21 protein-coding genes are annotated in these 19,256 nt (G+C 31.4%); 16 read left to right on the top strand and 5 right to left on the bottom strand.

From position 1 onward, the window contains the following. Positions 1 to 44: 44 nt before the first annotated feature. Positions 45 to 416, bottom strand: coding sequence for a YugN family protein (locus tag ACNMOQ_RS09360; protein ID WP_017000501.1), 372 nt, complete (start codon positions 414 to 416; stop codon positions 45 to 47). A 169-nt stretch (positions 417 to 585) separates the two neighbouring features. Between ACNMOQ_RS09360 and ACNMOQ_RS09355 the strand changes: the two genes are divergently transcribed. Together ACNMOQ_RS09355 and ACNMOQ_RS09350 are read left to right on the top strand one after the other, a co-directional pair. After that, positions 586 to 1,647, top strand: a complete 1,062-nt coding sequence (locus ACNMOQ_RS09355) for a CAP-associated domain-containing protein (RefSeq protein WP_017000502.1) — start codon at positions 586 to 588, stop codon at positions 1,645 to 1,647. A 16-nt stretch (positions 1,648 to 1,663) separates the two neighbouring features. Further along, the gene (locus ACNMOQ_RS09350; protein ID WP_017000503.1) at positions 1,664 to 2,101 is read left to right on the top strand and encodes a YlbF/YmcA family competence regulator; all 438 of its coding nucleotides are present in this window, start codon (positions 1,664 to 1,666) and stop codon (positions 2,099 to 2,101) included. Positions 2,102 to 2,146: 45 nt separating this feature from the next. On the opposite strand, the gene ACNMOQ_RS09345 is transcribed toward ACNMOQ_RS09350, so the two are convergent. Beyond that, positions 2,147 to 3,061, bottom strand: a complete 915-nt coding sequence (locus tag ACNMOQ_RS09345; RefSeq protein WP_017000504.1) for a glycerophosphodiester phosphodiesterase — start codon at positions 3,059 to 3,061, stop codon at positions 2,147 to 2,149. A 159-nt stretch (positions 3,062 to 3,220) separates the two neighbouring features. Between ACNMOQ_RS09345 and ACNMOQ_RS09340 the strand changes: the two genes are divergently transcribed. Then, complete coding sequence (locus tag ACNMOQ_RS09340; protein WP_416349762.1) at positions 3,221 to 3,487, top strand: DUF2129 domain-containing protein; 267 nt, start codon at positions 3,221 to 3,223, stop codon at positions 3,485 to 3,487. A 1-nt stretch (position 3,488) separates the two neighbouring features. Here ACNMOQ_RS09340 and ACNMOQ_RS09335 read toward each other — a convergent pair whose 3' ends face one another. Then, positions 3,489 to 3,878, bottom strand: a complete 390-nt coding sequence (locus tag ACNMOQ_RS09335) for a DUF7147 family protein (protein WP_017000506.1) — start codon at positions 3,876 to 3,878, stop codon at positions 3,489 to 3,491. 65 nt (positions 3,879 to 3,943) lie between these two features. On the opposite strand from ACNMOQ_RS09335, the gene rsmD reads away from it, so the two are divergent. Together rsmD and coaD are read left to right on the top strand one after the other, a co-directional pair. Further along, complete coding sequence (rsmD, locus tag ACNMOQ_RS09330) at positions 3,944 to 4,507, top strand: 16S rRNA (guanine(966)-N(2))-methyltransferase RsmD (protein ID WP_416349761.1); 564 nt, start codon at positions 3,944 to 3,946, stop codon at positions 4,505 to 4,507. After that, positions 4,500 to 4,991, top strand: coding sequence for a pantetheine-phosphate adenylyltransferase (gene coaD, locus ACNMOQ_RS09325; protein WP_064204094.1), 492 nt, complete (start codon positions 4,500 to 4,502; stop codon positions 4,989 to 4,991). The genes rsmD and coaD overlap by 8 nt, the downstream gene beginning before the upstream one ends. 54 nt (positions 4,992 to 5,045) lie before the next feature. Here coaD and ACNMOQ_RS09320 read toward each other — a convergent pair whose 3' ends face one another. Further along, a complete protein-coding gene (locus tag ACNMOQ_RS09320; RefSeq protein WP_017000509.1) occupies positions 5,046 to 6,188 on the bottom strand; it encodes a nucleotidyltransferase in 1,143 nt (380 codons plus the stop codon). A 125-nt stretch (positions 6,189 to 6,313) separates the two neighbouring features. On the opposite strand from ACNMOQ_RS09320, the gene ACNMOQ_RS09315 reads away from it, so the two are divergent. From ACNMOQ_RS09315 to pheT, 5 genes are all read left to right on the top strand, one after another. Continuing rightward, positions 6,314 to 6,862 carry a YceD family protein gene (locus ACNMOQ_RS09315; RefSeq protein WP_017000510.1) on the top strand — a complete coding sequence of 183 codons (549 nt, stop codon included), beginning with the start codon at positions 6,314 to 6,316 and terminating at the stop codon, positions 6,860 to 6,862. Between the two features lie 38 nt (positions 6,863 to 6,900). Then, positions 6,901 to 7,074 (top strand): 50S ribosomal protein L32, encoded by a 174-nt coding sequence (rpmF, locus tag ACNMOQ_RS09310; protein ID WP_017000511.1) that lies wholly within the window; start codon positions 6,901 to 6,903, stop codon positions 7,072 to 7,074. Between the two features lie 107 nt (positions 7,075 to 7,181). Further along, positions 7,182 to 7,922 carry a TrmH family RNA methyltransferase gene (locus ACNMOQ_RS09305; protein WP_017000512.1) on the top strand — a complete coding sequence of 247 codons (741 nt, stop codon included), beginning with the start codon at positions 7,182 to 7,184 and terminating at the stop codon, positions 7,920 to 7,922. A gap of 297 nt (positions 7,923 to 8,219) precedes the next feature. After that, positions 8,220 to 9,278 carry a phenylalanine--tRNA ligase subunit alpha gene (gene pheS / locus ACNMOQ_RS09300; protein ID WP_064204092.1) on the top strand — a complete coding sequence of 353 codons (1,059 nt, stop codon included), beginning with the start codon at positions 8,220 to 8,222 and terminating at the stop codon, positions 9,276 to 9,278. Continuing rightward, complete coding sequence (gene pheT / locus ACNMOQ_RS09295; protein ID WP_064204091.1) at positions 9,278 to 11,683, top strand: phenylalanine--tRNA ligase subunit beta; 2,406 nt, start codon at positions 9,278 to 9,280, stop codon at positions 11,681 to 11,683. Before pheS ends, pheT begins: the two co-directional genes overlap by 1 nt. A 211-nt stretch (positions 11,684 to 11,894) precedes the next feature. Here pheT and rnhC read toward each other — a convergent pair whose 3' ends face one another. Beyond that, positions 11,895 to 12,824 carry a ribonuclease HIII gene (rnhC, locus tag ACNMOQ_RS09290; protein WP_017000516.1) on the bottom strand — a complete coding sequence of 310 codons (930 nt, stop codon included), beginning with the start codon at positions 12,822 to 12,824 and terminating at the stop codon, positions 11,895 to 11,897. Positions 12,825 to 13,002: 178 nt separating this feature from the next. Here rnhC and zapA point away from each other — a divergent pair, with 178 nt between their 5' ends. From zapA to trxA, 6 genes are all read left to right on the top strand, one after another. Beyond that, the gene (gene zapA, locus ACNMOQ_RS09285) at positions 13,003 to 13,275 is read left to right on the top strand and encodes a cell division protein ZapA (protein ID WP_017000517.1); all 273 of its coding nucleotides are present in this window, start codon (positions 13,003 to 13,005) and stop codon (positions 13,273 to 13,275) included. After that, positions 13,272 to 13,799, top strand: coding sequence for a CvpA family protein (locus tag ACNMOQ_RS09280; protein ID WP_416349760.1), 528 nt, complete (start codon positions 13,272 to 13,274; stop codon positions 13,797 to 13,799). The genes zapA and ACNMOQ_RS09280 overlap by 4 nt, the downstream gene beginning before the upstream one ends. A 60-nt stretch (positions 13,800 to 13,859) precedes the next feature. Further along, a complete protein-coding gene (gene polX, locus ACNMOQ_RS09275) occupies positions 13,860 to 15,563 on the top strand; it encodes a DNA polymerase/3'-5' exonuclease PolX (protein ID WP_416349759.1) in 1,704 nt (567 codons plus the stop codon). A gap of 26 nt (positions 15,564 to 15,589) precedes the next feature. Beyond that, positions 15,590 to 17,938, top strand: a complete 2,349-nt coding sequence (locus ACNMOQ_RS09270) for an endonuclease MutS2 (protein WP_416349758.1) — start codon at positions 15,590 to 15,592, stop codon at positions 17,936 to 17,938. A 119-nt stretch (positions 17,939 to 18,057) separates the two neighbouring features. Next, positions 18,058 to 18,801 (top strand): enoyl-CoA hydratase/isomerase family protein, encoded by a 744-nt coding sequence (locus tag ACNMOQ_RS09265; RefSeq protein WP_135020769.1) that lies wholly within the window; start codon positions 18,058 to 18,060, stop codon positions 18,799 to 18,801. A 111-nt stretch (positions 18,802 to 18,912) separates the two neighbouring features. Continuing rightward, positions 18,913 to 19,227 (top strand): thioredoxin, encoded by a 315-nt coding sequence (gene trxA / locus ACNMOQ_RS09260; RefSeq protein ID WP_017000523.1) that lies wholly within the window; start codon positions 18,913 to 18,915, stop codon positions 19,225 to 19,227. Positions 19,228 to 19,256: the final 29 nt, after the last annotated feature.

The raw sequence follows: 19,256 nt of genomic DNA, 5'->3' as shown, positions 1-19,256 counted from the left end.
CGTGAAAAAATCACGTCTCTTAATTTACTGTTCAAAGTTGTTTTCTATTGTGTACTTAATGTGTTTAAAGCTTTAATATCTGACGTAATTCGTTCAATTAGTAAGTTGCAATGAGCAACTAAGTTATCTGGATAAACTTCATCATCACCGTACTCAACGCCAGTTGGATAATAATGTTTACCTAAATAAGGATCCATCAATTGGAGTGTTGCACTTTTTGCACCAACGTCCCCTTTAAGTGCATAACCTGGAACTCTTAAATAATATATGCCTTCACTTAATTCATATTTAAAATCATAAGTAATACGTTCATAGTCCCAGTGTCCGCCTGCAACAAAACCATGTTTATTCATAACATCTTGCAATAGTTCTTGTTCGATGATAACCTTTTCAAGACCTGTATTATCAAATACCATGTAATTTTCCTCCCTCTAAGTACCTTTAAGTTTATTTTATGATAAAAGCTTCAATGTTGCAATGTACATTTAAATTTAACATAAATATTCACATTTCAATTGATTTAACTAAAAACTTTACTGTAAAATGATATAATCATTATTAGGAGTAAAAAGAGGAGGTAAATAGTTGAAGAATATTATCATTAAAGTAATAGCAATCGCTATTTTAATCATTGTACTCTTTTATTTATTCTATTCTCCTAAATTAGAATTTGATGTCTTAAAGAACCCAAACTACTCACATGATAAAGCAAGTGAAAATTACTATGAGAAACAAGCTGAAAAGTCCACAGGTAATGCTAAGCTGAAAGAGGGCGTAGGGACTTATGTCTATGGTAGTATAGATGATGTCATTAAAGATTTAGGTCAACCAGATAGGGTATATAAGGCAGAGCACGATAGAAAGAATTATGTCTTTAAAAATAAGGAACATTATTATTTAGTTTCAACCAAAAATAATAAAGTGTCATCTGTATTTGCAACTGGTGAAAAAGTAGATGTATCACCAATTAAAATTAAACAAGATGCTACTAAATTATTTAATGGTACTAACATAGATATGGAACCAAACATAAATAGTTCGTATGGTGATTATCAAATTGAATTATCAGAAAGGGACATCAAAACTCAATTATTAGTTAAATATGGTGATGTTTATGCACAGGTATTAATTGATAGCGAAACAAATGAGGTTATGGGTGTTCAATTTATGGATTCAGACATAATTGTTGAGCAAGCGCCATTTTCTATGTCTAAAGTTTCAAATAAAGATAAAAAATTAAAACGTGCAGATCAACAAGATTTCCAAACACATATTAATAAAGATTTAACTTTATTAGAAATTGTAAATGAGTATAGAGAATTAAAAGGAATAACACCTTTAGATATAAATGATCAATTAACTTATATTACTCAAATGGAAGCGGATTTGATTGATAGTGACGTTGATGAAGAAGAGGCTGTAAAAACTTTAGAAGATGGTATAATGAAACATATCAATGATAAAAAAATTGAATATAACGCTATCAACCAAAACTTAGCATATAATTTTTATGATATGCCAACACTTGTTAATAGTTGGTTGAACAACAACAGTTATAGAGAGAAATTACTTGGAAGTCAATACGATGAATTTGGTGCAGGTAATTCTCGAGAATATTATTCACTTGTCTTCAAAGATAATAAATAATAAGGAGGTCATTGGGATGTTCACAGTTGAAACAGCTAATATTTTAGATCAATCCGATGAACTAAGTGCTTGTATTATGGAATCAGAAATTTACCAAGCTTATCGAGAAGCTAAATATAAATTAGAAACAGATTTAGAAGTAAAGATTTTAAGAAAGAAATTTGATCAAATCAAGTCACACTATGATGATTGTTTGAGGTTTGGAAGATATCATCCTGATTATAATAGAGTAATGAAAGAAACAAGACAGCAGAAGAGAGAATACGAAATGCACCCAGTCGTTTCCAACTTTAAAACTAAAGAAACAGAATTACAGAATTTATTGGATGAAGTTGTAAGCATTGTATCTTATTCTATATCAAACAATGTTAAAGTAGATACAGGTAATCCATTCTTTACTAGTGAGAGTCACGGTGGAGGATGTTCAACAGGCGGTTCATGCGGTTGTTCTTAATAAAACAGTCCGAGACATATATAAATGTCTCGGACTGTTTTATGTTTAATATTGTTTTTTAATTAAAAAGTGCGCTGTATCTGGTCTATCTGTAACGATAGTATGTGCACCTTTTTGAATTAAGTCATCCATAATATCTATTTGATTGATGACCCAATAACCAACGGCAATATTCAGTGAAGTTAAATATTGAATAAAGCCTTCTGAATCAAGTGGAAGACCTTTTGCATTTACAGGAATTTGGAATGTATCAGTTTTAGGTTGGTAAACATGTCCATAACCAGAATGATAAGCAGTATATGCTTTTGTTACTTCGTTTTGTCCTGTACCTAATGAAATAGTATCTTGAGCGTATAAATTAAATCTTTCTATTTGTTCATCATAAAAACTTGTAATATTTACACGATCTTCAACTTTTAATTCTGATATTAATCGGAATAAGTGTGAAGGTGCTAAACTTCCAGCATAAGATTCAGGATGGTCCTTGATATCGATGTTTACTAACACATCTTGGTATTCTGTTAATAATTCTTTAAGCGTAACGATTTTGGCTTTTTCATCGCCTCTATAAGGATGTTCATGGTTGATATCTTTATAGTGATATCCAAAGTCAAACTGACGTAACTCTTCTAAAGTGTGATCAGCTACTAAGCCAGAACCATTACTTGTTCGATCTACCGTTTCGTCATGTGTAACAACTAAGACTTCATCTTTTGTTAAACGAACATCAATTTCAAAACCAGTTACATTGTATTTTAATGCATGGTCAAAAGCTAGACGGGTATGTTCTGGTCTTAAAGCCATCCCACCTCGATGAGCGAAAATATAAGGTGCTGGTTGAGTAAAGAATGGTTTGATTTTGCGAGGTCTAACTTCACTAGTAGCTTTTGTAATAAGCCAAGAACCTGCAGCTATGCCTCCGATAAGACCTGTTGCTTTCATTAAATTAATTTTTGACATTTTATCCAATCCTTTCGAAATGCAATTAAAGACTTATATATATTCTATCAAATTGGTATGTGATATAAAAGCATGTAAGTTATGAGTGCAAGATTATCTTCTTTCAACATCATATATAAAATGCTAATATAAAAATAAAACATGAAGGGAGATATTGTCATGGAGCTAGTAGAGCGCATTAGTATTATTGTCTATTTAAAAAATATGAAACATGAAAGACAATTACGTAAATTCGGGAATATTTATTATTCTCATAAAAAAGAACAATATGTCATGCTTTATACAAATGAAGATAAAATAGATGACACTATCCAACATCTAATAAAATTAAAATATGTTAAAGATGTGAAAGTGTCACCATTTAAGAGTGTTAAGAGAGATTATTCAAATAAAAATGTTGAGAAAAAAGAATATTTGAACTTTTAATTTATTGTAACGGTGGCAAGTAACGTTCTAGTCTCAATACACCTTTTAAGTAAGTGAAGTAAAGTTCATCTTCTGCGAATTCAGACCGTGACTTTACGTCTAGACCTTTTACTTTTATGTCATATTCATTTGCCCATTGATTAATTAAATCGAATTTTTTGTTAGATTCTGGATACGGATATCTTATGCCTTCTAATATTGTATAGATAGCTTGAAAATGGTTCTCTTTAGTCGGTTTCATAATTATGCAAGCTGTTGATAGCTTCTCCTCAGATAAAGGCGTGTGGAGCATCAAAATATCAGAAATACGTTCGTGATTGTATTCAATGATTGTTTGAAATTCAAATAAATCCGTTAATCCATGTCCAATGACAATAAATGATTGCTTCATAAGGTAAACCTCGTTTTCATATAATATATAATTAGTATAGTTAATAATTTAAAATAAAGAAAGAGTTGATTCAATTGAGAGTTATTGGTGGAAAATATAAAAGGTTACATATAAATACAATTGAAGGCCAATCTACAAGACCAACTACCGATAAAGTAAAAGAAAGTATCTTCAATAGTTTACAAGACGTTGACGGGCTTGGCTTAGATTTGTTTGCAGGAAGTGGTGGGTTAGGTATTGAAGCATTATCAAGAGGATTAAACAAAGTTATTTTTGTAGATGGCAATTTTAAAGCGACAAAAATGATAAAAGAAAACTTGAATTTACTCAAAATCCCAGCTTCAGAGTATGAAGTGTATAAAAATGATGCTATTAGAGCTTTAAAAGCATTGAATAAAAGAGAAATTCGATTTGATTATATATTTTTAGATCCACCTTATAATAAAGACCTTATAAATAAATCATTAGAAAAAATTGAAGAATTTAATTTATTAAGTGCTAATGGTACAATTGTTTGTGAATTTGATAAATCAGAAAATATAAATACACGTCAGTTTGAAATCTTTAAAAAGTATGAATATGGTCTTACACATGTTATGTTGCTGACAAAAGGAGAGAACGATGTCTAAAAAAATAGCAGTAGTCCCAGGTAGTTTCGATCCAATTACTTTAGGACATATAGATATTATAAAAAGAAGCGCTAAAATATTTGATGAAGTACATGTCTCGGTATTAAAAAATTCTTCGAAAAAAGGTTTATTTACAAATGAAGAAAGAGTGGCATTAATAAAAGAAGCGGTCGAAGATGTACCTAATATCGTAGTACATACATTCCACGGCTTACTCGTTGATTTTTGTAGGGAAATCAATGCGACAACAATTGTTCGAGGATTGAGAGCTGTGAGTGATTTCGAATATGAAATGCAATTAACATCTATGAATAAAAAATTAGATGATGATATAGAAACATTATATATGATGACTAATAATAAGTATTCATTTATTAGTTCTAGTGTTGTAAAAGAAGTAGCGCAATACGATAGAGATGTTTCGGAGTTTGTTCCCGCCAATGTAAATAAAGCTTTAAAAGAAAAACGAGAGAACAACAAATAAACTTTGTGCGATATATACTAAAGCACGAAGTTTATTTCCATTAAATAAGTTTCACTATTTTTTTATATAAACATGTTGATTAAAGTCTGTTTCTGATTCTCCAGATACATACTGGTATAAAGATGTGGCTTTAATCTCATGTTCAAAATACGGAGCAGACTTTTTGTTAACATTAGTAATAATTGGTAATGGGCATGACTCTTGTATTTCTTTAATGTATTTTCTACCTTGTTCGGACATTGCTAATACACGAATTGCTTGTGGTTTATAAGAGTTTACATCTATATTTTTGATGTTGAGTAATGTAGCAGTTAGTAATCTTTGAATACGCGTCCAAGTATATCTTTTTGATTTAATGCGCGATACGAATTCATCGAAAGTCTGACTATCTTCTATTTCTTTCTTTAGTTTATATTCTAACCCTTCAGTCATCATATAAATTTCTTGTAATTCTTTTGTACTTGATCTCAAAATAGTCCATTTTAATAATGGGAAAAAATCATCCCAGTTTACACCTTTATGTGAACTTAATAAGTTAGAGCTAAATTCAGGTAAACTTAGTTTATATTGCTCATCATTTGAAAAGTATGCATTTCTTATTGAGGTTGCACTGGAAATGTGTGAGCGTTGATTTAAGCTTGAATCTAGAAATAAGTTGTCTTTTCGTTGTATAGTCACTGGTTCGATATTAAGGTCGTTGTTTATTATGTGTCTGACGTATTCTATAGCCAATAAATTATTAGAGCCTGATAATAACTTTGAATCTTGAATTAATTCAGAGATGATTCTAGGGTGAGATTTTCCTTCTTTAATCATTTCCTTATATCGTATATCATTTTTTATATCTTCAATTTGACTAATAGTCTCTTTAATATCATTAACGTTTCCTGACTCGCTACCAAAAGATAAATAATTACATTTAAATTGTTCTGCTATATCAACACCACCTTGAGCAAAAAGTTCTCCGGAAGATATTGCATAAATAAGTGGTAATTCCACTACTAAATCTACATATTGAACAGCCATTTTAGCACGTTGAAATTTATTCAAAATTGCTGGTTCTCCTCGCATCGTAAACGATCCACTCATAACAGCGACTGATACATCGCTGTTTGTTATGTTTTTAGATAGTTCAGCATGATAAACATGGCCATTATGAAACGGATTATACTCTGTAATTAAAGCAACACTTTTCATTTGCAATTCCCCTCATTTCACTTCATCATTAGTATTGTATCAGATAATGAATGTTAAGAAAAAATCTTGACAAACGTTGTCGTTAAGGTTACAATAATTTTTGTGTTTGTAAGAGGTGAACCTAGATGAAGTGGTCAATAACACAACTTAATAAATACCAAGACGAACCATTTACTTTTGATAAAGAAATCGATATGAAATATCTTACTGAACGAGTAGATGAACTTATCGATATATCTCCAATAAAAGTAACAGGAGACGTACAAGTGCGAATGCATGAGATAATTGTCAATCTTGACATTAGCGGTGTATTGACGTTACCATGTGCCCGTACTTTAAAGCCAGTAGATCTACCATTTGATACTACTTCAACGGAAATATTCGAATTAGATGAGTTTAGCGATGGTGATGAAGAAGAAGAAGACGGTCTTAGACATAAAGTCGAAGGCGGTATGATTAATTTATTACCGATTATCGAAGAACTCGTTATTTTAGAAAAGCCACAACGCGTATTTTCTGAAGGTAGTGAAGATATTTCAATGGCAGGCAATGGTTGGGAAGTTATTGGCGAAGATCAAATTGAATCAACTGAAACTTCAGATCAAGAAGATAGCGAACGTAAAGTTGATCCAAGACTTCAAAAATTACAACAATTCTTCGATGATGAAAAATAATCGAACTAGTGTTTATAAAATTTAAGGAGGAATTAAACATGGCAGTTCCAAAAAGAAGAACTTCAAAAGCAGCTAAAAGAAAACGTCGTACTCATTTCAAAATCTCAGTACCAGGCATGGTAGAATGTTCTAACTGTGGAGAAATGAAATTATCTCACCGTGTATGTAAAGCATGTGGATCATACAAAGGTAAAGAAGTCGTTTCTAAATAATAAGTTATATTACAACGTCCTTTTAAGGGCGTTTTTTTATTTATATGAAAATATGTGGTTATCATATATAATAGATACATAAGATTACGTAAACACGAGGAGATTATATGGAAGAAATCACTTCAGCACAAAATAATAAAATAAAACAAATTAATAAATTAAAGAAAAAGAAAGACAGAATAAAACAAGGGCAATTTCTTATTGAAGGTTATCATTTAGTTGAAGAAGCATTTCGCAGTCAACTAAAAATAAATTCTTTATTATCAGTAGATTTTTCAAGATTAGATGAACAAATTATAGATTATGCGGAAAATGCTTATATTATAAATTTTAAAGTAGCTGAAGCATTGTCGGACACAACTACACCACAAGGTATATTCGCTGTTGTTGATATTCCAAATTACGAAGCAGATGTTTTTAAACAAGTGCTTATTTTAGATAGAGTACAAGACCCTGGAAACATGGGGGCACTTATTCGTAATGCAGATGCGTCTGGTATGGATGCAGTTATTTATTCTAAAGGCAGTGCAGACCCTTATCAAGATAAGGTGTTAAGAGCATCACAAGGTAGCGTGTTCCATTTGCCAATCATTGAAGAAGATTTATTAACATTTATACAATCGTTTGATGGCAAAGTATTTGGAACGAGTTTACAGAACGCAGTGCCATATAACACTGTTGAAAAACAAGACAATTTTGCTTTAATTATGGGTAATGAAGGCAGTGGTGTTGATGAATCATTATTGCAAGAAACATTCCAGAACTTAAATATACCTATATATGGCCAAGCTGAAAGCTTAAATGTAGCTGTATCTAGTGGTATTTTACTCTATCACTTGAGAGGTTGACCATTCATGTATAATTTTATATAATGATTTCATAATCAATATGAGCTAATAAAAGGACGTAAATTAATGTTCGCGCATGAAAGGGAATGGATTCGTGACTGAAAAATCCTATGTTGTGACTTAATTTTTTTCATCCTTTTGGCAACTTAAAGAAATTTAAGTCGGAATGTAGATCCGTTATCAACATATAAGTGTATGCATGAGTATGTATAAATTTGGGTGGTACCACGGAAGACTTTCGTCCCTCTATTATTGAGGGGTGGAAGTCTTTTTTTTCGACTAAATAGGAGGATATATATGTCATTACGCGAGAAACTTTCAGATTTAAGACAAGAAGCGCTTGTTCGCATAAACGAAGCTAAAGCTGAAAGATCATTACAAGATGTTAAAGTAAATTACTTAGGTAAAAAAGGCGTTATTACAAGTTTGATGAAAGAAATGAAAGATTTACCTAAAGAAGAAAGACCAGAATTTGGTCAATTAGTTAACGAAGTACGTAACGCTGTTGAAGTTGAAATTGAATCTAAAAGAGAATTATTAGAAGAAGAAGCGTTAAATGAACAACTAGAGAATGAAACAATAGATGTAACTTTGCCTGGTAGAAAAGTGGCATTAGGAGCAAAACATCCTCTGACTAAAATTAATGAAGATTTAGAAGATTTATTTATTGGATTAGGATATGAAATCGTTGAAGGTTATGAAGTTGAATCGGACTATTATAACTTTGAAGCTTTAAATTTACCTAAATCACATCCAGCGAGAGACATGCAAGATACTTTCTATATTTCAGAAGAAGTTTTATTGCGTACACACACATCTCCAGTTCAAGCTAGAACTTTAGAAAAAAGAAATGGTAAAGGTCCAGTAAAAATTATTTGTCCAGGTAAAGTTTATAGACGAGATTCTGATGATGCAACACATAGTCATCAATTTACTCAAATCGAAGGGTTAGTAGTTGCAGAGAACATTAAAATGAGTGATTTAAAAGGTACTCTAGAACTATTGGTACGTAAATTATTTGGTAAAGATAGAGAAATACGTTTAAGACCAAGCTTCTTCCCATTTACAGAACCTTCAGTTGAAGTAGACGTATCCTGTTTTAAATGTAAAGGTAAAGGATGTAATGTGTGTAAACAAACTGGTTGGATAGAAGTATTAGGTTCAGGTATGGTACATCCTAACGTATTAGAAATGGCTGGGTTTGACTCAAATAAATATTCTGGATTTGCATTCGGATTAGGGCCAGATAGATTAGCTATGTTGAAATATGGAATTGAGGATATAAGACACTTCTATACTAATGATGTGAGATTTATAGAACAATTTAAGCCTGTAGAAGATGGTGGTGAAGCGTAATGTTAGTAAGTAAAGAATGGTTAAATGAATTTATAAAAATAGATGCTGGTATTGAAGAACTAGCAGAAAAAATAACAAGAAGTGGTATAGAAGTAGATAGCATTACGGACTATAGTAAAGATATTAAGAAATTAGTCGTAGGTCACGTCGTTTCTAAAGAAAAACATCCAGAAGCAGATAAATTAAATATTTGTAAAGTAGATGTTGGTGAAGAAGAACATGTACAAATTGTTTGTGGTGCGCCAAATGTCGATGAAGGCCAACATGTTATTGTTGTTAAAGTCGGTGGAAGATTGCCTGGCGGGGTTAAAATTAAAAGAGCTAAATTAAGAGGCGAAGTTTCTGAAGGCATGATTTGTTCTCTACAAGAAATTGGTATAGATCAAAACGTCTTACCTAAAAAGTATGCAGACGGTATTTATGTATTTTCAAATGAGCCAACACCAGGAAATGATGCGTTAGAAGCTTTATTATTAGATGATCAAGTAATGGACTTTGATTTAACACCTAATAGAGCTGACTGCTTAAGTATGCTAGGTGCTGCACATGAAGTTAGTGCTTTGTATGGTCAAGATATTAAGTATCCAAATACAAACGTTAATGAAACCACTGCAAAAGCTTCTGATGAACTATCAATTACTGTTGAAGATACAGAAGCGGTGCCGTTTTATTCAGCTAGAATAGTTAAAAATGTCACGATAGAACCATCACCAACTTGGCTACAATCAAGATTAATGAAATCAGGTATTCGTCCAATCAATAATGTAGTTGATGTTTCAAACTATGTATTGCTTGAATACGGTCAACCACTTCATATGTTTGATCAAGATCAAATTGGTTCTAAAGAAATTGTTGCTCGTTATGCTAAAGAGGAAGAAAAAATGACAACACTTGATGATGTTGAAAGAACTTTAAAAACTTCGGACATTGTAATTACTAACGGTAAAGAACCAATCGCAATAGCTGGTGTGATGGGTGGAGATTTTTCTGAAGTAACAGAAAACACTGTGAACGTTGTAATTGAAAGTGCATTATTCAATGCAACTAATATTCGTCAAACATCTAGAAGATTAGGTCTACGTAGTGAAGCATCAAATCGATTCGAAAAAGGTGTTGCAAGTGAAAGAGTACTTGAGGCATTAAATAGAGCAGCTTATTTATTACAAGAAATCGCAGGAGCAAAAGTGTTAAACGAAGTTGTATCGGACGGAACTTTACCTGCAACTTCTAAAGTAATCAGTATTTCAACACACGATGTGAATGAGTTAATTGGATTTAATTTATCGACAGACGAGATTGATACAATTTTCAATCGTTTAGGTTTCACTACTAATATTACAGGTGAAGACTTTGAAGTAACTGTTCCTTCAAGACGTAATGATATTACAATTAAAGCTGATTTAATCGAAGAAGTAGCGAGAATATACGGTTACGACCAATTGCCATCAACTTTACCAAACTTTGAAAATGCTACAGCAGGTTATTTAACAGATAATCAACTAAAAACACGTAAAGTAAAAGAAATTCTAGAAGGTGCAGGTTTAGACCAAGCGATAACATACTCTTTAGTGAGTAAAGATATAGCTACTCAATTTACAATCAATCAACATGATGTCGTTGAGTTGATGATGCCTATGAGTGAAGATCAAGCTGTTTTACGTCAAAGCATATTACCAAGATTGATTGATGCAACACGTTATAACGTTGCTAGAAAGAATAAAAATGTAGCATTATATGAATTAGGTAAAGTCTTTTATGGTAACGGTCAAGATGAGTTGCCAACTGAAGTGGAGTTCTTAAGTGGAATACTAACAGGACAATATTCAGGTAATCGTTGGCAACAAAAAGATGAACCAGTAGACTTTTATTTAGTAAAAGGCATCGTGGAACGTATTGCGGAACAATTAAATGTACGTTTTACATTTGAAACTACTAAAGTAGATTTATTACACCCAGGTAGAACAGCATATGTAAAGTTAGATGATGAAGTAATCGGCTTAATTGCAGAGCTGCATCCAACTGTAGAGAAAGAAAATGATTTAGACCGTACGTATGTTTTTGAACTAAACTTCACTAGAATATTAGAGCATCCAGTAGGTAAAATTGAATATGCACCTATACCAAGATTCCCAGGTGTATCAAGAGATGTTGCTTTAGTTGTAGGTACTGAAGTTTCAGCTTCTTCATTAATTAATACTATTAATGAAAATGGTGAAGAAATCTTAAATCATACAGAAGTATTTGACGTTTATGAAGGTGAACATATGGAAGAAGGCAAGAAATCAGTAGCTATCCGTATAGATTACTTAGATGTAAATGACACACTAACTGAAGAAAAAGTTACAGCTGTACACAATCAAATACTAAAAGCACTAGAACAACAAGGTGCCACGTTGAGATCATAATTAACAAAACAAAAACGCCAATCCATGAGTTTACAATTCACGGATTGGCGTTTTTCATTTCGATATTTATAATATTGAATGTTTACATGAGAATTATTATTTCTTTTTACGTTTACTCATTTTTGTAATTTGTTTTCCGATAAACCATATTAAATAACACATAATAAGAATGGCTAAGATAACTTGCCAACCTATAGTTATGAGCAGCATATTAATTTCTCCTTTTACGGTTAATTAAATCTAAAACTTTTTCTCTATTTTTAAAATGTTTTTTCGAGATTTTATCGAGTTGGTGCATATCATATCTCTGAGCGATTTTAGCAGCTTCTAAATCGACTTTACTACTAGCGCCTTTAGGTATAATCATATTTAAATCTTTCGCGATTTTATCCATATGTTTTACGAAAGCATATCTAGCGATAATGCTTGCTGCAGCTATAGCAATTGATTTTGATTCACCTTTTGTTTCAAAAAATGTAATATCTTTTCTAGGCATAGGGCTTGCTGTATAGCGTTCATATGTACTAGCTTGAACAAACTGGTCAATGACAATCTGTTCTAATTCATTTTCATCTATACGTGATATAACATTAGTAATTGCTTGGTTATGTAATACAGCTTTCATTTTTACTTGACTCCAACCGTCAAGTTGCTTTTTATTATAGTTATCATTATCAAGAACTATGAGCGAATGAGGACAAATTTCAATGATTTGCTCTGCTAACTGTACAATTTTAGCATCAGTCAGTGATTTAGAATCCATAACACCTATAGTTTTTAAAATTTCTGCATTTTTCTTGGAAACATAAGCTGCACAAACTGTTAATGGCCCAAAATAATCACCACTGCCTGCCTCATCGCTGCCTATAGTATTATGCTTGTCGAAATTATAAACTTTATTAGATGTACTAGTTTTTTGGGGTTGAGATGATTCGATTTTAATTCCAAGTAGTTGTGAAGCTACTTGTTCTGCATCTTTACCTTGAAACATAATTTTTTTAGAACGATAAATTTGTACTTGAGTACTTTTAATTTTTTTTCGTGCAATGGTACCATTAGGAAGACCAGTTGTTTCCATGTTATATTGATTAATTAAATGATTGATGGTTTGCGTGTCTATTACTTTAACGATATTTCCCACAATGTATATCCTGCCTTTAATATATTTTCTTAGTTAAGATTATCATAATTTTTTGGTAAAAACGAATATTCTATTGGGAAGTTAGTGGATTATCATACACAAATGAACATATGTCATGTATAATATATTATGATTAAGTATAGAATAATCCATTTATAATTTGAACAGGGGTAGTATAATGAGTGAAAACAAAAACAGAGTAACAGTAGTTATAAATGATCAACATTATACAATAATTGGAGAAGACGATCCATCTCATATTCGTTATGTAGCTGGTAGAGTAGATGAGAAGATTAAAGCATTGGGTCAATTAAATGCTGGGTTGGATACAACACGTAAATCAGTTCTCACTGCTGTAAATGTGATGCACGAGTATGTTAAATTGGAAGAAGAGAATGAAAAGCTCCAAGAAGAAATAAAACAATTAAAAAATAAAGGAAATTTAGAATGATTACATTACTAGTTATTATATGTTTAATATTAGGTGTCATCATTGGTTATAGAAGAAGTTTGGTATTAGAGTCTTTACATGCTATAAGTACAATTTCTGCACTTGTAGTAGCAGTAATTTGCTATGCGCCATTTAGTAAGCAATTACATCTTTTACTTCCTTATCCAAGTGCATCTACTGAAGGTACTAATGCAATATTTAAAAATATTAATAATGAGGATGCATTTTATAATATTATGGCAATTCTCATTTTATTTGTTTTGACTAAAATAATTTTACAAGTAATTTCTACTGTATTTGATTTTTATCATCAAATGGAATTCGGTGGTAAGTATGCGCGATACTTTGCTATGGTACTTGGTTTTATAGAAACATATATTATCGTGATTATAATACTTGCTACTGTTGCAGTGATACCTATACCTATGTTTATAGAAGCTTTACACCAATCTTCTGTAGGGAATCTTGTATTAACAAAAACACCATTCTTATCTGATTTGTTAGTAAATTGGCTTTCAAATTAATTGAATCATATTGAACTAAGTCATGGGCCAACCTATGACTTTTTTTACGGAGGAATAGATATGTTAACGAAAAAAGATATAGTGAAAATGCTTGAGACAATTGCAGTATATATGGAAATTAAAGGGGAGAATCCTTTTAAAGTATCAGCATATAGAAAAGCTAGTCAATCCTTAGAAACTGATGAAAGAACGATACAAGAAATTGATGATGTCACAACACTGAAAGGAATAGGTAAAGGTGTTGGAGAAGTAATTAATGAATATTTAGAAACAGGTAAACAAAGTTATTTAGATGAACTTAAAGAAGAAATACCAGAAGGCTTGATTCCGCTTTTAAAAATTCCAGGTCTTGGCAGTAAAAAAGTCGCAAAATTATACAAAGAATTAAATATAAAAAATAAAGAAGATTTAATAAAAGCTTGTGAAAATAATGAAGTCTCAGCTTTACCAGGTTTTGCTAAAAAAACGGAACAGAAGTTACTAGAAGAAGCTAAAGTTCTAGGACAAAGACCTGAACGTTATCCAATCAATACAATGATTAAAGCACACGAAGTGATTAATCGCTTTTTAGATGATATTGATGGCATAATTGAATATCATGTTGCGGGTAGTTTCAGAAGAATGAAAGAAACGAGCAAAGATTTAGACTATATTATTTCTACTGAAAATGAGATGGATGTTCAACAAGCGCTTTTACAATTCCCAGACATACAAGAACAAATTGCTGTAGGTAAAACTAAAGTCTCATTAGATATATTAATTGAAGAAGATGTAATAGGTGTAGACTTCAGAATGATTAAGCCTGAAGCTTTCTACCATACTTTGCAACATTTTACAGGTTCAAAAGATCATAATATAAGAATTAGGCAATTGGCTAAAGAAAGAAATGAAAAAGTAAGTGAATATGGTATTGAAGAAAGTAACGGTAATATAATTACTTATGATAATGAAAAAGCTATTTATAATCACTTCAATGTACCGTATGTTCCTCCAACTATGCGTGAAGATGGTACAGAATTTGATAAAGATATTAGTGATATTGTTCAATTAAGTGATATCAATGGTGATATCCATATGCATACAACTTATAGTGATGGTGCCTTTAAATTAGAAGAGATGATAGAAGCTGCGATAGAGAAAGGTTATCAATTCATATGTATAACTGATCATTCTAGAAGCCTTGCAGTAGCTAACGGATTATCTATAGATCGACTTTTAGAACAAAATGAAAAAATCAAACAATTAAACGAAAAATATAAAGAAATTGATATCTATAGTGGTACAGAAATGGACATTAAACCAGATGGTACTTTAGATTATCCTAACGAAGTATTAAAAGAATTAGATTATGTAATTGCTGCCATTCATCAAAGCTTTAATCAAACTGAAGAAGAAATTATGAATAGGTTAAGAAATGCATGTGAGAACCCATATGTAAGACATATAGCTCATCCTACAGGCCGTATTATAGGTAGAAGAGATAGTTATAAAGTTAATATTGAACAACTTATTGAGATGGCTAAAAAAACAAATACTGTTTTAGAATTAAATGCAAATCCACAAAGATTGGATTTAAATGCAGAAGTATTAAAAAAACATCCTGATTTAATGATTACTATTAATACAGACGCTCATCATATCGATCACTTTGATTTTATGAAATATGGCGTCGGTACTGCACAAAAAGGATGGGTCAAAAAAGACCAAGTTATAAATACTAAAGATCGTGATTCATTTAAAGAATGGATTCGTTCTAATAAATAATGTACAAATAGAAGAGGGAAGATAAAATGAATGAAAAAACATTAAAAGTTCTTGAATATCCCTTAATTATTCAAAAATTATCAGCTCATGCTACAAGTGACATTGCGACACGCTTAATTGAAGAGCTTAAACCAAGTGATGATTATGCATCTGTTCAACATAGTTTAAATGAAACGGATGAAATGACACAAATATATAATAAACATAGGGTGCCAGGATATTCAGGATTACAAGATATTAAATCTCTTGTAAGAAGGTCTGAAATAGGAAGTTTATTAAATGTCGAAGAACTTAATCAAATTAAAAGAAATATACAAGTTCAAAATAGATTTAAAACATTTTATGCAAGCATTGTAGAAGAAGATGAAGATATTCTGTATCCAATAATAGACGAACAAGTTTCTCGATTACCGGTGCTCAGTGAATTGTTAAATCAAATAAATGAACAATGTGATGAACATGACTTATTTGATACGGCTAGTCCTAAATTAGCGGAATTGAGATATCAAATTAAAAAAACGAACGACCGTATTAAATCAAGATTGGAACAAATGGTAAGATCTCAATCGAATCAGAAGAAATTATCAGATTCGATTGTTACAGTGAGAAATGATCGACATGTATTACCTGTTAAAGCTGAATACCGTCAAGATTTCAGTGGTATCGTACATGATCAGTCTGCATCCGGCCAAACTTTATATATAGAACCTAGTGCAATTGTTGAAATGCATAATCAGATTGCACAAGTAAAAGTGAAAGAAAAAGAAGAAAGGGATAGATTGCTATATATTCTTACAGAACTAGTTAGCGGTGTATCTTATGAATTACTAACAAGCACAGAAATAATGGGTCATTTAGATTTTATAACTGCTAAAGCCAAATTTTGTACGACTATAAAAGCAACAAAACCTATTCTTTCTGAAGATAGAGCTATATATTTACCTAAAGCAAGACATCCACTAATCAATGAAAATGAAGTGGTTAGCAATACGATTGAATTTAAGGAAGATATAAATGCTGTTATTATAACTGGTCCTAATACAGGCGGTAAGACAGTAACTTTAAAAACAGTTGGTTTGATCACATTAATGGCGCAATCTGGTTTATTAATTCCAACTTTAGACGGTTCAATCATTACAATATTTAAAAATGTATTTTGTGATATTGGTGACGAACAATCTATAGAGCAATCTCTATCTACTTTTTCATCACATATGAAGAATATTGTTAATATTATCGAGCACGCAGATAAAGATTCATTAATCTTATTTGATGAGCTTGGGGCAGGTACTGATCCAAGTGAGGGTGCTGCATTAGCGATGAGTATATTAGATTATACAATTGAAAGAGATGCATTAATAATGGCTACAACACATTATCCAGAACTTAAAGCTTATAGTTACAATAGAGACAAAGTGATGAATGCAAGTGTGGAATTTGATGTAGAGACTCTAAAACCAACTTATAAATTATTAATGGGTATACCGGGAAGATCTAATGCGTTTGAAATTTCGAAAAAACTAGGATTAAAAAATGAGTTAATTAATCATGCTAAATCACTAATTGGTCAAGATGAGAAAGAAATTAATGTCATGATTGAGTCGTTAGAAAAGAATGCTAAAACAGTGGAAAATGATAGAATTGAAGTGGAAAAATTAAAACAAGAATCACAAGAACTACATCAATCACTATCTCAAGAGTTACAACGTTTTGAAAAATTCAAGACTCAATTAATGGATGAAGCACGCAATAAAGCAAATCAAGAAGTGAAACAAAAAACTAGAGAAGCAGAAAATATTTTACAAGAATTGCGAGATATGAGAGATAAATCTGGCGCTGAAGTAAAAGAACATGAATTAATTGAACGCAAAAAACGTTTAGATAACCAATATACAGCAGAATCCATTAAACAGAATGTACAGAAAGAACGTCATGATAAAATAGAAGTAGGTGACGATGTTAAAGTATTATCGTATGGACAAAAAGGTGAAGTCATTGATATTGCTAGTGATGAGGAAGCGATTGTTCAGATGGGTATTCTCAAAATGAAAATAGAAATTAAAGATTTAGAGAAACTAGATAAGAAAAAACAACAACCACAAAAAGTCGTGCCAAGAACCAATAGATCTACTATAAAAATGGATTTAGACTTACGTGGTTATCGTTACGAAGAAGCTATGATAGAATTAGACCAATATCTTGATCAAGCAGTTTTATCAAATTATGGTACAGTAAATATTATTCATGGTAAAGGTACTGGTGCGTTACAAAAAGGTGTGACAGAACATTTGAAACGACATCGTTCAGTCGACAGCTTTAGGACAGGTATGCCTTCAGAAGGTGGATTTGGTGTTACTGTAGTGACATTGAAATAAGGAGGAAACATATTGGATAATTTTGATATGTATAAGCTTGCTAAAGTATTAATCGTTATTTCTGCTTTAACATTTATAGCAGGTATCGCTTATTTAATTTTCTTATAAGGAGAAGTGTCATGATAAAAACTAATATAGAACAAAATGTTTTGTTTATTGAACTTAATAATGGCCCTGTAAATGTTTTGAACGAAGCGGTTTTAAATCAAATTATAGGAGCTATAGAAGAAATAGGATTTGGCAATGATGTTAAAGTAATAGTAATTAAAGGGAATGAGAAATGTTTTTCAGCTGGAGCAGATATCAAATCATTCCTTGAACTATCCAAGCATGAAAGGTTAAATTTAGCTTCGACAAGTGCAAAACTATTTAGATTGATTAAAACATGCCACAAACCAGTAATTAGTTCTATTCACGGCGTATGCTTAGGCGGAGGTTTAGAATTGGCTTTAGCATGTGATATGAGAATTATAACGAATGACACTAAAGTAGGGTTACCAGAAGTTAATTTAGGTATTTTTCCTGGATTTGGTGGTGTGAGAAGGCTATCCGCAATGATAGGTCAACATAAAGCACTTCAAATCGCATTAACTGGAGATATGATAAAGCCTGAAGATGTATCACATTTATTTAATGATATTGTTGAACAAAATGAATTAGATAATGTAACGAAAGAGTTAGCCTTTAACATAGCGAGTAAATCATCAGATTCTATTAAAGTAATTAAGCAAATGTCTAATCTGGATATATCATTAGAAAGTGATCAAATTGAGGAAAGACATTTCGTAGATATCATTGAAACAGAAAATGCTCAAGAAGGAATTGACGCTTTTATTTCAAAAAGAACACCTAATTTTAAGTGATTGATTAACAGTACATCATGAAGTACAATACAGTGTGAGCAAACAACATGCATCGGTCTATGAACCGTGCTATACTCACTATATCATTAATTATCAAGGAGGATATTTCCTATGGCATTAGTAAAAGCAACTGATTCAAACTTTGACGAACAAATTAAAGAAGGCGTTAATTTAGTAGATTTCTGGGCACCTTGGTGTGGACCTTGTAAAATGATTGCACCAGTATTAGAAGATTTAGCTAAAGACGTTGAAGGTAAAGCAAATATAGTTAAATTAGATGTTGATGAAAACCAAGAAACAGCAGCTAAATATGAAGTGATGAGTATTCCTACATTAATCGTATTTAAAGACGGCGAACCTGTTGATAAAGTTGTAGGTTTCCAACCTAAAGAACAACTAGAGCAAGTTTTAGCTAAACATTATTAATCTTAAATCCAATCATCAGGCTGGGACAT

The organism is Mammaliicoccus lentus (assembly GCF_947036595.1).
Lineage (GTDB): Bacteria > Bacillota > Bacilli > Staphylococcales > Staphylococcaceae > Mammaliicoccus > Mammaliicoccus lentus.
The sequence above is the reverse complement of the archived record's forward strand: the minus strand, read 5'-3'. Positions and strand labels throughout refer to the sequence as shown.

Bases quoted from the DNA above. Each gene is read 5' to 3' on its own strand.
- ACNMOQ_RS09360 (WP_017000501.1), bottom strand. From the start codon at position 416: ATGGTATTTGATAATACAGGTCTTGAAAAGGTTATCATCGAACAAGAA.
- ACNMOQ_RS09350 (WP_017000503.1), top strand. From the start codon at position 1,664: ATGTTCACAGTTGAAACAGCTAATATTTTAGATCAATCCGATGAACTA.
- ACNMOQ_RS09345 (WP_017000504.1), bottom strand. From the start codon at position 3,061: ATGTCAAAAATTAATTTAATGAAAGCAACAGGTCTTATCGGAGGCATA.
- ACNMOQ_RS09340 (WP_416349762.1), top strand. From the start codon at position 3,221: ATGGAGCTAGTAGAGCGCATTAGTATTATTGTCTATTTAAAAAATATG.
- ACNMOQ_RS09335 (WP_017000506.1), bottom strand. From the start codon at position 3,878: ATGAAGCAATCATTTATTGTCATTGGACATGGATTAACGGATTTATTT.
- coaD (WP_064204094.1), top strand. From the start codon at position 4,500: ATGTCTAAAAAAATAGCAGTAGTCCCAGGTAGTTTCGATCCAATTACT.
- ACNMOQ_RS09320 (WP_017000509.1), bottom strand. From the start codon at position 6,188: ATGAAAAGTGTTGCTTTAATTACAGAGTATAATCCGTTTCATAATGGC.
- ACNMOQ_RS09315 (WP_017000510.1), top strand. From the start codon at position 6,314: ATGAAGTGGTCAATAACACAACTTAATAAATACCAAGACGAACCATTT.
- rpmF (WP_017000511.1), top strand. From the start codon at position 6,901: ATGGCAGTTCCAAAAAGAAGAACTTCAAAAGCAGCTAAAAGAAAACGT.
- ACNMOQ_RS09305 (WP_017000512.1), top strand. From the start codon at position 7,182: ATGGAAGAAATCACTTCAGCACAAAATAATAAAATAAAACAAATTAAT.
- pheS (WP_064204092.1), top strand. From the start codon at position 8,220: ATGTCATTACGCGAGAAACTTTCAGATTTAAGACAAGAAGCGCTTGTT.
- pheT (WP_064204091.1), top strand. From the start codon at position 9,278: ATGTTAGTAAGTAAAGAATGGTTAAATGAATTTATAAAAATAGATGCT.
- zapA (WP_017000517.1), top strand. From the start codon at position 13,003: ATGAGTGAAAACAAAAACAGAGTAACAGTAGTTATAAATGATCAACAT.
- ACNMOQ_RS09280 (WP_416349760.1), top strand. From the start codon at position 13,272: ATGATTACATTACTAGTTATTATATGTTTAATATTAGGTGTCATCATT.
- polX (WP_416349759.1), top strand. From the start codon at position 13,860: ATGTTAACGAAAAAAGATATAGTGAAAATGCTTGAGACAATTGCAGTA.
- ACNMOQ_RS09270 (WP_416349758.1), top strand. From the start codon at position 15,590: ATGAATGAAAAAACATTAAAAGTTCTTGAATATCCCTTAATTATTCAA.
- ACNMOQ_RS09265 (WP_135020769.1), top strand. From the start codon at position 18,058: ATGATAAAAACTAATATAGAACAAAATGTTTTGTTTATTGAACTTAAT.
- trxA (WP_017000523.1), top strand. From the start codon at position 18,913: ATGGCATTAGTAAAAGCAACTGATTCAAACTTTGACGAACAAATTAAA.